Raw genomic sequence first — 13,760 nt, forward strand, 5'->3', positions numbered from 1 at the left:
CTTGGAACAGATCGCCGCTCACGACGTTGTGCTCCGCCCGTGGAGACGTGCAATGTGGGCTTTTAGGGCGGCGATCCTATTCGTGGCGGCCATCTTCGTGGCCGCGGTTGCTTTCTTCGTCTTTGCATGGCGCTCCGAGATTCCGGAGGAGGAGGTGGCCGCCGAGGCAAGCTTCTCTCCAGAGCTCGTTGCCAAGGGCGCGCAGCTGGCGGCGCTTGGCAACTGCATCGCCTGCCACACGGTTCCCGGTAAACCCGCTTTCACCGGTGGACTGGCGTTGCCGACGCCCTTCGGCACGATCCATTCCACCAACATCACCCCCGATCGTGAGACCGGCATCGGCGGCTGGAGCGAGGCAGCCTTTGAACGCGCGATGAGGGACGGCGTCGACCGGGAAGGCAACCATCTCTACCCAGCGTTTCCCTACGACCACTTCACGCGGGTCTCGGCGGAGGATACGCACGCCCTCTACGCTTTCCTGATGACGCGTGTCGCAGTGAGGGCCGAAGCCCCGAAAAATGATCTTCCGTTTCCTCTGAAGTTCCGCCCCTTGCTTGCCGGGTGGAAGCTGCTGTTCTTCGACAGGGGAGAACTGGAACCGGATAGCGCCCAGAGCGAGGCCTGGAACCGCGGACGCTATCTCGCCGAAGGGCTCGGCCACTGCGGTGCTTGCCACACGCCCCGCAATGCATTCGGTGCCGAATATCCCGACCGGCACTTCGGCGGCGGCGAGGCAGAGGGCTGGCAGGCTTACGCGATCAACCGGGAGTCCAAGGCACCGATCCCATGGGACGAGCAGAGCCTCGCCTTCTATCTACGCAATGGCTGGCATGAATTCCACGGCGTTTCGCGCGGGCCGATGGCGGAGGTCACCGGCAATCTCTCCCTCCTGCCCGATAGCGACATCGCGGCGATCGCCACTTATGTCACATCGATCACCGATGATCCCACGCCTGAGCGTAGCGAGAGAGCGGCGCGGTTGCGCGAGCAGTTCGAAGGGGATCGCTTGGAGCAGATCGCTGACAGCCAGAGTTCTGCGGTCAGTACCGCAGGCGGTGGTTCCGGCGAGGCGATCTACCTTGCCGCCTGTGCAAGCTGCCACGAAGGACGGCGGCGCCAACCCTTCGGCGGCCTGAACTTCGAGCTCAGCACCGCCGTCAATGCCCCGAACCCGCAAAACATCGTCAACGTCGTCCTTTTTGGTCTTCCGCCGGCGGACGGAGAGGCAAGCGCGGTGATGCCGGCCTTCCGCCACTTGCTGAATGACCAACAGGTGACCGACGTTCTCGCTTACATGCGCGAGCGGTTCTCCGAAGAGCCGCCATGGAGCGGGCTCGGAGAGCAGGTCGCGAATACCCGCTCCGGCGCCTACAAGGTCACGGTCCGGCCGTCGGATGGCATTGAAAGGGCGCCGCACAATGTCGGCGCCGAGGAGGAATGACGATGGTATCGCTGACAGTCAACGGCAACCAGCATCAGCTCGACGTCGATCCGGCGACGCCCCTGCTCTACGTCCTGCGCGACGATCTCGCTTTGAACGGCGCCAAATACGGCTGCGGACTCGGCCAGTGCGGTTCCTGCACCGTGGTGGTTGATGGCGAGGCGGTGCTCTCGTGCATGGTGCCGGTCATGCTTCTGGAGGGGCGCGAAATCACCACGATCGAGGGTTTGGGCACGATCGAAAAGCCAGGACCGTTGCAGCAGGCGTTTATTGAACTGCAGGCGGCGCAGTGCGGCTACTGCATTCCCGGCATGATGATGAGCGCACATGCGCTTTTGCGCCGCAGCGCTCGGCCAAGCGAAGAGGAACTTCGCGAGGCATTGGCGACGAATCTCTGTCGCTGCGGCACGCATATGCGGATTCTGGCGGCGATCCGCCGGGCCGGCGAATTGATGCAAGCCGCCTCGTTGCCTGGTGCCGATGAAGGGAGGACCGGCTGATGGACATTCTTCAGGAAGAGATCACCCGCCGCAGCGTCGTCGTCGGCACCGGCGCCCTCGTCGTCAGTTTTTCGCTTGGCCGAGCCTTTGCCCAGGAGCCGCCGGCGACCACCACGCCGACGCCGCCCGTGTCCCTGCCGGGCAGTCTTGACGACGATCGCTTCCTCGATTCCTGGATCCGGATCGATGCCGCCAATTCGGTCACCGTCTTCACCGGCAAAGCCGAGCTAGGCCAGGGTATCCGTACGGCCCTGCTGCAGGTTGCTGCCGAGGAACTCGAGGTCGATCCCGCGGAAATCCAGCTTGTCACGGCGGATACCGGGCGTACGCCGAACGAAGGCTTCACCGCCGGCAGTCAATCGATGCAGAACAGCGGCACTGCCATCCGAAACGCTGCCGCACAGGTAAGGGCACTTCTCCTGGCGGAAGCCGCCAAACGCTTTGGCGTGGCGGCGACCGAGCTCAAGGCGGAAAACAAATCCGTCCTGGCGAGGGACGGAAGAAGCGTGAGCTACGGCGAACTTGTTTCCGGACAAATACTGCACGTCGAGGCCCAGCCGCAATCGACCTTCAAGCAGCCCGGCACCTTCCGGGTCATAGGCAAGTCGCTACCTCGCGTCGATATCCCGGCCAAGGTGACGGGCCAGCCGGCCTATGTCCATGATCTGCGCCTCGATGGCATGCTGCATGCGCGCGTCGTGCGCCCGCCGAGCCCGGCGGCCGAGCTTACGAAATTTGATAGTGGCGGCGTCGAGGCGATGCCGGGCGTCGTCTCCGTCGTGCGCGACGGCAGCTTCCTCGCCGTGGTCGCGGAGAAAGAATTTCAGGCGGTCAATGCCATGCGGACTCTGGCTGCGGCCGCGAAATGGCAGGAACAGGAGACGCTTCCCGACCAGGTAGATCTGCCGGCGGAGCTGCAAAAGCTGGAGCGCGAAGTCGGTACGGTGGCTGAGGCGGGCATGCTCTCGTCCGGCGGCAAGGTTTTCGAGGCGACCTACACGCGCCCTTATCAGATCCATGGATCGATCGGCCCATCCTGCGCCGTCGCATTGATGAAGGAAGACGGGGCGTTGGACGTCTGGTCGCATACGCAAGGCGTTTTTCCCGATCGCGCCGCGATCGCGGAGATGCTGGCCATGCCGGAGGACAAGGTGCGCGTCGTCCACATGGAAGGATCGGGGTGCTATGGCCACAATGGTGCCGACGACGCGGCTGCGGACGCCGCGCTGATCGCCACCAAGCTTCCGGGCAAGCCTGTCCGGGTTCAGTGGATGCGCGAGCAGGAGCATAGCTGGGAGCCATACGGTCCCGCGATGCTCATGAAAGTCAGCGCAACACTCGACGCTCAAGGCAAGATCACCAGTTGGGCCTATGATCTTTGGAGCAATACCCACTCGACCCGCCCGGGCGGAGCTGGTGCGCTTCTGGCCGGGCGCCACAAGGCTCAAGCCTTCCAGCCGAAACCCGCCAGGCTCAGCATCAGCCCGTCCGGCAACGGCGACCGGAATGCCAATCCGCTCTACGTGACCCCGAACAAGCGGGTACTCTGGCATTTCCTGCCCGACATGCCGCTGCGTGTCTCAGCGCTGCGCGCGCTCGGGGCCTACGCCAACGTCTTCGCGATCGAGAGCACGATCGATGAACTGGCTCTGATGGCCGAAGCCGATCCGGTCGAATTTAGGCTGCGCCACATGGAGGATCCGAGGGCCAGGGCTGTCATTGAGCTGGCTGCCGAGCGCTTCGGCTGGAACGATGCGCAAATGCCGCGGAATCATGGCCGCGGCTTCGGCTTCGCTCGTTACAAGAATCTTGCCGCCTACCTGGCGGTTGCGATGGAGGTGGAAGTCGCGCCGGAAACTGGCCGTGTTCGCGTGGTGCGCGCCGTTTCCGCCATCGATGGCGGCGAGGTCGTCAACCCGGAAGGAATTCGCAATCAGACGGAAGGCGGCATCCTGCAATCGATTAGCTGGACGCTCTACGAGGCCGTGACCTTTGACAGGACAAGGATCACCAGCACCGATTGGTCGAGCTATCCGATCCTGCGTTTCGCAAGTGTGCCGGACAGTATCGAGGTGCATATCGTCGAGCGGCCCGGAGAACCGTTCCTCGGCACGGGAGAGGCAGCCCAGGGGCCTGCAGCCGCGGCCGTGGCCAACGCGATCAGAAATGCCACCGGCAAGCGTTTTTATGATCTGCCGTTTACCAGAGACCGTATTCGAGACGCCGTCGGAGGCGTCTGAGGTTCGAAAGCGCCTCCGGGCGCACTGTTGGATGTTCGGCTCCATAGATAAGGCTTATCGATCAGCGCCCACTGTTCACCTCTATCCGGCGCCCTAGCTGAACCCAACGCATGGTGGAACGTTCCCGCCGCTCCGCAGTTTGGCGTTCGCGGATTGTTGGACAGCCGCGCCGTCCTAGACCTTTCATCATCAAGACATGGAGCTGGATATGCAAAGTCCTGGCGCACTCGAAATCTCGCGGCGCGACCTGCTCGTCGCCTCGGCCGCTACCGTCACAGTGGCGAGCGCACCCTCGCTCAGCCACGCGCAGACGAATCCCCCCGCCGCATCACAGAGCACGAGAGTCTCTTTCACGGTAAATGGCGAGCGGCGCGAGTTTGAGCTCGACAACCGGACGACGCTTCTCGACGCGTTGCGCGAACATCTGCATCTGACGGGCACGAAGAAGGGGTGCGACCACGGCCAATGCGGCGCCTGCACCGTTCTCATCGACGGACGCCGAGTCAATTCATGCCTGACCCTCGCGGCCATGCATGAGGGCGATACCATCACCACCATCGAAGGACTCGGGCAGCCCGACAACCTCCATCCGATGCAGGCCGCCTTCGTCAAGCATGACGGTTTTCAGTGCGGCTACTGTACGCCGGGCCAGATCTGTTCCTCCATCGCCATGCTCGAGGAGATCAAGGCCAATATTCCGAGCCATGCAACGAGCGACCTGACGGCGCCGGCCGAGATCACGCCCGCCGAAATCCGCGAACGGATGAGCGGCAATATCTGTCGTTGCGGCGCCTATTCGAACATCGTTGAAGCCATCACCGAAGTTGCGGGGAGGAAGGCATGAGGGCTTTCAGCTACGAGCGCGCCTCGTCGATCGAGACGGCGGCAAAGGTGGCGGCCAGCAAGGACAGCGCGAAGTTCATCGCCGGCGGCACCAATCTCCTGGACCTGATGAAGCTCGAAATCGAGACGCCGACCCATCTGATTGACGTCAACGGGCTCGGATTGGACAGGATCGAGCCGACGCCGGATGGCGGCCTGCGCATTGGCGCCCTCGTCCGCAACACGGATCTTGCGGCCGACGAACGTATTCGCAAAGACTACGGGCTTCTGTCACGGGCTCTCCTCGCCGGGGCGTCGGGCCAGTTGCGCAACCGGGCGACGACGGCGGGCAACCTGCTTCAGCGTACCCGCTGTCCGTACTTCTACGATACCAACCAGCCCTGCAACAAACGGCAGCCCGGCGGCGGCTGCGCGGCGCTTGCCGGCTTCAGCCGCCAGCTTGCGGTCGTTGGCGTCAGCGATGCCTGCATCGCCAGTCACCCAAGCGACATGGCCGTCGCCATGCGCGCACTCGACGCCCTCGTGGAGACCGCCCGTCCCGACGGGACGACGCGCAGCATCCCGCTTGCAGATCTCCATCGCCTTCCCGGAGACACACCGCATATCGAGCATATCCTCGACCGGGGGGAACTGATCACGGCTGTCGTCCTGCCAAAGCCCGTGGGCGGCGAGCAGATCTACCGCAAAGTTCGCGACCGCGCTTCCTACGCCTTCGCGCTCGTCTCCATCGGCGCCATCGTGCAACCGGACGGGACCGGCCGCGTCGCGGTCGGCGGCATCGCGCCCAAGCCCTGGCGCGACGAAACTGCCGAAGGAGAGCTTCCGAACGGAGCGAAGGCGGTCACCGCCAAGCTTCTCGCCAACGCCCGTCCGACGGAACAGAACGCCTTCAAGCTCACGCTCGTCGAACGCACGCTGAGTGCGGTACTCGCCGAGGCAAGGGGGTAAGACAATGAAATTCGACACGCCAGCAACGACGAACCCGATCGACCAGCTCAAGGTCGTCGGCCAGCCGATCCACCGCATCGACGGTCCGCTGAAGACGACTGGCAAGGCTGTCTATGCCTATGAATGGCATGATCCCAATACGCCCTACGCCTACGGATATGTCGTCGGCTCGGCGATCGCCAAGGGCCGGATCCGGTCCATGCACGTCACCGCTGCACTGGACGCTCCCGGCGTGATCGCCGTCGTCACCTCCGACCGCGTGGGGGATCTCAAGAAGGGCAAATACAATACCGCCAAGCTCTTCGGCGGCACGGCGATCCAGCACTACCACCAGGCAATTGCCGTCGTGGTCGCCGAAACATTCGAACAGGCCCGCGCCGCGGCTCAACTCGTCAAGGTCGATTATGTCGAGGAGGCGGGCGCCTTCGATCTGGCGGCGGCCAAGGACAATGCCGTCAAGCCCAAGGATGGCGAACCGGATTCAGCTGCGGGCGACTTCGATGCCGCCTTCGAGTCGGCACCCGTCAAGTTCGACCAGACCTACACCACGCCGGACCAATCGCATGCGATGATGGAACCTCACGCCTCGATCGCCGCCTGGAATGGCGACGAACTGACGGTCTGGACATCGAGCCAGATGATCGACTGGTGGAGGACCGACCTCGCGACGACCATCGGGATCGACAAGGAGAAGGTCCACATCATGTCGCCTTTCATTGGCGGCGGGTTCGGGGTCAAGCTGTTCCTCCGCGCAGACGCGGTGCTGGCGGCGCTTGCCGCGCGCGAAGCGAAGCGTCCCGTAAAAGTTGCCCTCCCTCGTCCGTTCCTGATGAACAACACCACGCACCGCCCGGCAACGATCCAGCGGATCCGCATCGGCGCGGGGCGCGACGGCAAGATCACCGCGATCGCGCATGAGAGCTGGTCCGGGGATCTGCCGGGCGGCGGCGTCGAGGTCGCGGTTCAGCAGACGCGCCTGCTTTATGCCGGCGAGAACCGGATGACCGCCATGCGGCTTGCCACACTCGATCTTCCCGAGGGAAACGCGATGCGGGCTCCGGGCGAGGCGCCGGGCATGATGGCGCTGGAGATTGCGATCGACGAAATGGCCGAGAGGCTCGGTCTCGACCCGGTCGAATTCCGGATCATCAACGACACGCAGGTCGACCCCGAGAAGCCGGAACGGCCGTTCTCGCACCGCGATCTCGTCGGCTGTCTGCGCACCGGCGCCGAACGCTTCGGCTGGCAGGACCGTAACAAGCGGCCGAGAAGCCGCCGCGAGGGAAACTGGCTCGTCGGCACGGGCGTTGCCTCGGCATTCCGCAACAACCTTGTGCTCCCCTCGGGGGCGCGCGTGCGCCTCGACCGCGAGGGCATCGTCACCGTTGAGACCGACATGACCGACATCGGCACGGGCAGTTACACGATCATCGCCCAAACCGCGGCGGAGATGCTTGGTGTTCCGGTCGAAAAAGTTGCGGTCAGCCTGGGGGACTCGCGCTTTCCGGTTTCCTCAGGCTCGGGCGGCCAGTTCGGAGGAAACTGCTCCACCGCTGGCGTATACGCCGCCTGCGCCAAGCTGCGTGAGGCCGTGGCGCAGAAGCTCGGATTCAACAGCTCCGACGACCTGGTGTTCGCCGGTGGCGAGGTCCGGTCCGGCGACCGCCGCATGCCGCTTATGGAGGCCTCCGGCGCTGAAGGGCTCGTGGCCGAGGACCGCATCGAGTTCGGAAAGCTCACCGAAACCCATCAGCAGTCCACCTTCGGCGCGCATTTCGTCGAAGTCGGCGTCGACGTAGCGACCGGCGAGACGCGGATCCGGCGGATGCTGGCCGTCTGCGCCGCTGGCCGCATCCTCAATCCGATAACCGCACGCAGCCAGGTGATCGGCGCGATGACGATGGGCGTCGGCGGCGCCCTGTCGGAGGAGCTCGTCGTCGACAAGGAACGCGGCTTCTTCGTCAACCATGATCTGGCCGCCTACGAAGTGCCGGTCCACGCCGACATCCCGCACCAGGAGGTCATCTTCCTTGACGAGACCGATCCGATGTCGTCGCCGATGAAAGCCAAGGGCATCGCCGAACTCGGCCTGTGCGGCGTCGCGGCGGCTGTTGCGAATGCCATCTACAATGCCACCGGCGTGAGGGTGCGCGATTATCCGATCACTCTCGACAAGCTGATTGACCGCCTGCCGGATGTGGCATGAGTGAGGGCGCCGTCCGCGGGCAGACGCCAGCGCCTTCGGCAACGGCCTGCGGCGTCTGCCCGCTCTCGACCGTCCAGCGGTCGATCGACCGATCTTGCCAAGACGCTGGCCGCTGCTCACCACCGGTCCTTCCCAACTGTTCACTGAAATACAGGCGCCGCCCATGCAGGTGCCACCGGCGCTTTGAGGACTGAACCAATAAACTTGAAATGGAGCCTGAGACAGCACAAGCCGAAACGTTCACATGAGCCAGCCCGCAGCGACAACCGGCTTGAGGCCGGGCAAAGAGATGACCACGAGAAACATGCAATGCTCCGGAACAAGATCGCGCAGCGAACATTCCTCCCCACTTGGTCATAAATGCCCATGCCCGTGGAGGGTAGGTAACATCGTCAAAGGGGAGCGACGTGGCGCCAATTGGAGTGATCGTCGGCCCAACGCCGCGTGAGTTCTGGATCGGTCTTGGCCGCGCCTTCGCCGGAGCACTGATTTTCGCCGTACCTGTGCTGATGACGATGGAAGCTTGGGCGCTGGGCTTTCACCTTCACCCATTGCGGCTCGCCCTGTTACTGGCAGTCACCGTGCCGATGCTGGTGTTGCTGCACAAATATGGAGGGTTTCGCCAGACAATGGTGCTTCGCGACCGAATCGCGGATGCATTCGTAGCCCTCTTGGTTGCCGCTGTCGCGGCGGCTGCAGTTCTACTGATATTCGGAATCGTGAACGGGGATATGCCTTTGCGGGAGGTGGTTGGGAAGATCGCCGTCCAGGTTGTGCCGGGCAGTCTGGGAGCATCGTTGGCGCGGGCCCAATTGGGCCCAAGTCCATTGGAGGACGACGAAATTCCGGAGCCCGGTTACACCGGCGAATTGTTCCTGATGGTAGTCGGAGCGCTGTTTCTGTCCGTGAACATCGCACCAACGGAAGAGGTCGTCCTGATCGCCTATAAGATGAATCCCTGGCAGGAAATCGCCCTGGTAGTAGGAACCGTCGGCCTCATGCACGCTTTCGTATATGAACTCGAATTCCGCGGCACGCACAATCCCGAGCCAGGCGCCGGGTTCTTTAGCATCTTCTTTCGGTATGCGATCGTCGGCTACGTCTTGGTGATGCTGGTGAACCTCTATATCCTTTGGACTTTCGGCAGAACCGATGGTGCCGGCCTCTCTGAGACGCTCAGTGCAGTCGTGGTTCTCTCCTTTCCAGGCGCGTTGGGGGCGGCGGTGGCGAGGCTCATCCTGTGACAAAGAACGCCGCAAAGGACCACAAGCAACAGAAGCAGCAGTCCGACGACGAGGGAATCACACGAAAACCGGGAACCTCCATCACGGAGTGGGTGGTGGCAGGAATAAGCTGCCTCGCCCTTCTTACGGTACTTGCCTACCTCATCCTTGACGGCTTTAGCGGGCGCAACGGAACTGCCCAGATCATCGTGCTGCCGGTTGAGGTCACGGCCACCGACGGCGGCTACGTGGTTCAGTTCGCCGCCGAGAATCGTGCGGAAAAGTCTGTTGCATCGGTCGAGATCAAGGGTGAACTCCGCAATGGCGATGAGGTCGTCGAAGAGAGCAGTGCTACGCTCGACTATATTCCACAGGAATCCGAGCGGAAGGGCGCACTGATCTTTCGGAGTGATCCCAAGGCTTACGCACTGCGTCTTTTTGCGAGTGGATACAGTGAGCCCTGAGCGTCCGGTTGCCGGCCACGAGCAGTGGCCCGGCTGCGTGATGACCGCCGACCACGCTGGCGCAACATGCTGGCCGCCCCCGATACCGCCCCAGCCGGAACGGACATCTCGCCGCATCAGGATCAGTCGCTCCGGTCACGAAGACCCATGAAACAGACGAGTTTCGACTGCTTGCCCTGAGCGGACTCGAACTACAGGCCATGTTTTCGATTGAGCGGCGTAAAGCCCTATTGTGGAACGATAAATCAGGTGGGGACGGCCATTATTGCCGGCATGTCCTGCTGCGGCCATCGCTGCAGTGCTTCTCGTCCGGCATCGGTCAAGCCGTAGACGCCTCTGTCAAGCCGTTCAAACCAGCCATAGACATTCGCAAGCAAAATTTTCCCGGCATCCGGTATGCCGGATCTGATTTCGCCCACGCGCAGCGGTCCTGATGCCAGCGCTGAAGCACAGCCGAGCGCCTGCTGTCGGTACGCGGTCATGACAGGAGCGCGCGTGCTTCCGCCTACTGCCGGATCGCCGCGTCGCCTCTGGTGTTCGCGCATGAGCTTCGAACGCCGTTTCGGATTGGTTCGCGGCATCGGCGATACGGAGCCGACGATAACGCTGACGTCGCCGGCATCGGAAATGCCGAGCATGCCGATCCCGAGCCTGCGGCAGAGGTCGCGGTAGCGTTTGTCGGCCTCGCGACTATTGCCCTTGGCCGAGACTCGCGCCGCGATCCAGACCTCGTCCGCGACAGCCGCGCGATCGACGGCCTGCAGGATGAGCTCCAGATTGAAGGTCAGTTTTAACTCGCAGATCACGACCACAGACGGATCGCCATCGCTCAAACCGACGAGATCGCAGCCGCCAACTTCGCCTTTGACGACATAACCTGCCTTTTCGAGAAAGCCTTTGACAGGCAGATAAAGCGACGTTTCCATATGCCTGCAGGTTTAAGCGAAGAATCGTTCCATAAACTACATCGTTCCGCCCGCATGGACACCGCATTTATCGCCGCCGACGCGGTTACACGGCTGGCTGGCAGGCAGCCGCCAACGCATCCTGCGACAATCGGCCACTTCGCCGCGGCATTGGAACGATGCTCTTGAGCGGATGCGAACCGCCGGCTACCAATCGATTCAAACGGCGGGAATGTCCGATCGGTCAGTGACTGTTCGGCTCCTGCATCCACTGCGAATGTCCGCTTGGCATGAAGCAAGCGCCACACGTCGACGTGACCTGGCTGGTCGCGATAGAAAAAGACCGGCCGCTCCCCTTCAAACCACGAGTCACACGTCGCAATACCGAACCCGCGGCATGGCAGTGGCGCAGGTTCCAGTGGATTATGCGACTCTCGCAGCACAGACGAGAACACCAACAGAAGACCGCTCTGGGTGCTAGTGCTATGTGATGCCCTTGGCGGCCTGAGTGGAGACGATGTGCCGCTGGAAGAGCACGAAAAGGATAATGACCGGCACGATCGAGATGAACGCGCCCGCCAGAACGACTCCCCAATCGCCCTGCGCGCCTCCGAACGAACGGCGCAGACTGAGAAGGCCGACCTGGACCGTCAGCGCTTCCGGTGGGCTGGTGATAAGAACGAGGGGCCAGAAGAAGTCGTTCCAGGCGCCTTGGAAGGCGAGAATCGCGTTGACCAACAAAGCCGGCTTGGCGTTTGGCAGAACGATCTTGCAGAACACTTGAAAACGGTTGGCGCCGTCGACTATTGCAGCTTCCTCTATCTCTCTTGGAAACCCCTCGAAAAACTGCTTCATCAACAGGACATTGGCTGAGGCGACGAAAACGACGATCACGCTCCACGGGGTGTTTAGAAGCGACAGATCCCTGAAGATCAGATAGTTCGAGACGAAGGTCACTTGTGCCGGAATCGTCATCGAGAAGAGCAATGCAGCGAATAGCAAACGGCTGCCCCTGAACTTGAGCCGTGCAAGCGCATATCCGGCAAGGCTGGCGACGACGAGCGTCAGGACCAGGCGCCCGATGGCGATGACAAAACTATTTACCAGCCAGCTCCCGAACAGACTCTTCCCGGTCTGCAGGTCAGCCGTCTCGTTTATCACCCGCCGGTAGTTGTTGAAGATCAACCCGAGAGCGCCTGGTGTGATGTTGTCCCAACTCAGCAGACGTCCGCGACGTTCGGATCGCGATGGCGAAATCGGACTGTCGATAAGTGTTTGAGAGGGCGGAGCGGTCAGATTGAAGGGCGTGCGTTCGATCCGGGGTCCGTTTGGGCGGTCGGTACTGTAGGTGATCTCATAGGCGAATGTCCGCGTCTGCCACTCTTCCCGTACTCCCCTCTCGTTACGCACCTGCATCGTTGCCGCACTGGAACTTTTCAGCGCAATTGACGCATAGTCCGCCGCATAATCGCGCATGAGCGCAGCGGCGATGCCCGAGCCCGGGCGGCGACGAGGGACCTCGGCCTTCGGTTCAACGATCGGAGTGTCGGCGGGCGCTGCGTACGTCACACTGAAGTCAACTTTGGCGCCAGGAGAAAACCCTCCCCACAGAGCGTCACCCCCGCCCTCCTGCCCCAGACGGGCGGCGGCGATCCATGCGGCCGGGTTGAGCTGATCGAAATAGATGCGGAACGGTTTCTCTAATGGATCGACCTTCAGGCTCGCCATAAAGGCTAGAACGAATGTCCCTGCCATGATGGTCGCCACGCCGAGAAAGATCAGATACAACCAGGCGCTTGCCGCAAGCTGCCGCCGGCGAAGCGCGCTGGCCGGCAGACGGCGGCGCGACGGTGAGGCAGCCGCGGCGGTCCTCCTCGCCATCACTCGGCGCTTTCCTTCACGCCGACCGACTTTTGAACATAGACGACCGCGATTGTGAGAATCCCAAGGACGAGCGCCGCAGCACTAGCCATGCCGATTCTCGAAGAGGCGCCTGCCGGAAAGGCGTTCTCATAAACGTAGTAGGCAAGCGTCACGCGGCTTGCGAGGGGCGCCGCATCTCCTAGAATCGCGACCTGATCGAACATCTGTAGGGTACCGATGATGCCCATCGTAACGACGGCAAAGGTCACCGGCCTGAGCGCCGGCACGGTTATGTGGCGAAATCGCTGAACAGCGTTGGCCCCGTCGATCTCGGCTGCGTCGTACAGGTCACTCGGGATCGACTGTAGCCCCGCCAGGAACAACAGCATCAGCGTCGGGACCGTGGTAAAGACATTCATCAGCGCTACGGACCACAGCGTGACCGGCATGAAGAGGAATTGCTGCTGGGTGTTCAGCCAGGAAATCAGCAGATCGTTAGCGAAAACAGGCAGCAATCCCACAAGGGCGCAAGCAACGACAAGCGCCAACGCGCCGGCGGCGGCGGCGAGCAGGAAGAAGGGATCGAAGATCGAAACACCTTCATAGCTGCGCCGCGCGTTGAGAACGAGTGCGCCCTGGAGCGCAGCGAAGCCCACGAAGAACAAAAGGATGTGCGGGCGATAAGCAAGCACGACGTTGATGATCGCGGTCATGAAGCCATCTCTCTGGAAGAGCCAGAGAAAGATAAGCGTCATGGCCGCACTGGACATGATGGATGGCAGGTAAAACACCGTCCGAATAAGTCCCCTCGCCCGGACGGCGTGGTTCACGAGAACCGCCAGGGCAAGCGCAAGCACGGTCTGGACCGTCGTGACGATGAGCGAGAAGCCGATCGTGTTGCGCAGGGCGATGAGGAAAAGTTCGTCGGAGACGAGTGCAGCGTAATTGGACAGTCCAACCAAGCTCGGAGCCTTGAACAAGTCGAAATCGGTAAAGCTGTAATAAGCTGTCCGGACGATCGCATAGACGAAAAACAGCGTCATCGAGATTGCAAAGGGCAATATGAAAAGCCAGCCGCTCCTCTCTTCTGAACTACCTCGCGACATGCATGTCCTCCCGCGGGTGCC

The 13,760-nt window shown here is 62.3% G+C and carries 11 protein-coding genes and 1 pseudogene; 8 read left to right on the forward strand and 4 right to left on the reverse strand.

The window, feature by feature from the left end; genetic code table 11:
- Positions 1 to 52: 52 nt before the first annotated feature.
- The 8 genes from USDA257_RS25155 (at position 53) to USDA257_RS25190 (ending at position 9,865) form a co-directional block, all read left to right on the forward strand.
- On the forward strand, positions 53 to 1,441 hold the full coding sequence (locus USDA257_RS25155) for a c-type cytochrome (RefSeq protein WP_014765801.1): 1,389 nt from the start codon (positions 53 to 55) through the stop codon (positions 1,439 to 1,441).
- Between the two features lie 2 nt (positions 1,442 to 1,443).
- Entirely contained in the window at positions 1,444 to 1,941 is a 498-nt protein-coding gene (locus tag USDA257_RS25160) for a (2Fe-2S)-binding protein (RefSeq protein ID WP_014765802.1), read from the forward strand.
- Positions 1,941 to 4,181, forward strand: a complete 2,241-nt coding sequence (locus USDA257_RS25165; RefSeq protein ID WP_014765803.1) for a xanthine dehydrogenase family protein molybdopterin-binding subunit — start codon at positions 1,941 to 1,943, stop codon at positions 4,179 to 4,181. The genes USDA257_RS25160 and USDA257_RS25165 overlap by 1 nt, the downstream gene beginning before the upstream one ends.
- 208 nt (positions 4,182 to 4,389) lie before the next feature.
- Positions 4,390 to 5,025: an aldehyde dehydrogenase iron-sulfur subunit PaoA gene (gene paoA, locus USDA257_RS25170; protein WP_014765804.1), complete on the forward strand. Its 636-nt coding sequence runs from the start codon at positions 4,390 to 4,392 to the stop codon at positions 5,023 to 5,025.
- Complete coding sequence (locus USDA257_RS25175) at positions 5,022 to 5,972, forward strand: FAD binding domain-containing protein (protein WP_014765805.1); 951 nt, start codon at positions 5,022 to 5,024, stop codon at positions 5,970 to 5,972. Before paoA ends, USDA257_RS25175 begins: the two co-directional genes overlap by 4 nt.
- Positions 5,973 to 5,976: 4 nt before the next feature.
- Entirely contained in the window at positions 5,977 to 8,178 is a 2,202-nt protein-coding gene (gene paoC, locus USDA257_RS25180; protein ID WP_014765806.1) for an aldehyde oxidoreductase molybdenum-binding subunit PaoC, read from the forward strand.
- A gap of 455 nt (positions 8,179 to 8,633) precedes the next feature.
- Entirely contained in the window at positions 8,634 to 9,422 is a 789-nt protein-coding gene (locus tag USDA257_RS25185) for a TIGR02587 family membrane protein (RefSeq protein WP_370057350.1), read from the forward strand.
- Positions 9,419 to 9,865, forward strand: coding sequence for a TIGR02588 family protein (locus tag USDA257_RS25190; RefSeq protein WP_014765808.1), 447 nt, complete (start codon positions 9,419 to 9,421; stop codon positions 9,863 to 9,865). Before USDA257_RS25185 ends, USDA257_RS25190 begins: the two co-directional genes overlap by 4 nt.
- A 245-nt stretch (positions 9,866 to 10,110) precedes the next feature.
- Here USDA257_RS25190 and USDA257_RS25195 read toward each other — a convergent pair whose 3' ends face one another.
- From USDA257_RS25195 to USDA257_RS25205, 4 genes and pseudogenes are all read right to left on the reverse strand, one after another.
- The gene (locus USDA257_RS25195) at positions 10,111 to 10,791 is read right to left on the reverse strand and encodes a DUF2161 domain-containing phosphodiesterase (protein WP_014765809.1); all 681 of its coding nucleotides are present in this window, start codon (positions 10,789 to 10,791) and stop codon (positions 10,111 to 10,113) included.
- 223 nt (positions 10,792 to 11,014) lie between these two features.
- Positions 11,015 to 11,114: pseudogene (locus USDA257_RS38605) on the reverse strand (type II toxin-antitoxin system RelE/ParE family toxin); the annotation flags it as partial.
- A gap of 139 nt (positions 11,115 to 11,253) precedes the next feature.
- Positions 11,254 to 12,558 (reverse strand): carbohydrate ABC transporter permease, encoded by a 1,305-nt coding sequence (locus tag USDA257_RS25200; protein ID WP_223843373.1) that lies wholly within the window; start codon positions 12,556 to 12,558, stop codon positions 11,254 to 11,256.
- Positions 12,559 to 12,650: 92 nt separating this feature from the next.
- Entirely contained in the window at positions 12,651 to 13,739 is a 1,089-nt protein-coding gene (locus tag USDA257_RS25205) for a carbohydrate ABC transporter permease (protein WP_014765811.1), read from the reverse strand.
- Positions 13,740 to 13,760 lie beyond the last annotated feature (21 nt).

This window comes from Sinorhizobium fredii USDA 257, assembly GCF_000265205.3.
Taxonomy (GTDB): Bacteria; Pseudomonadota; Alphaproteobacteria; order Rhizobiales; family Rhizobiaceae; genus Sinorhizobium; species Sinorhizobium fredii_B.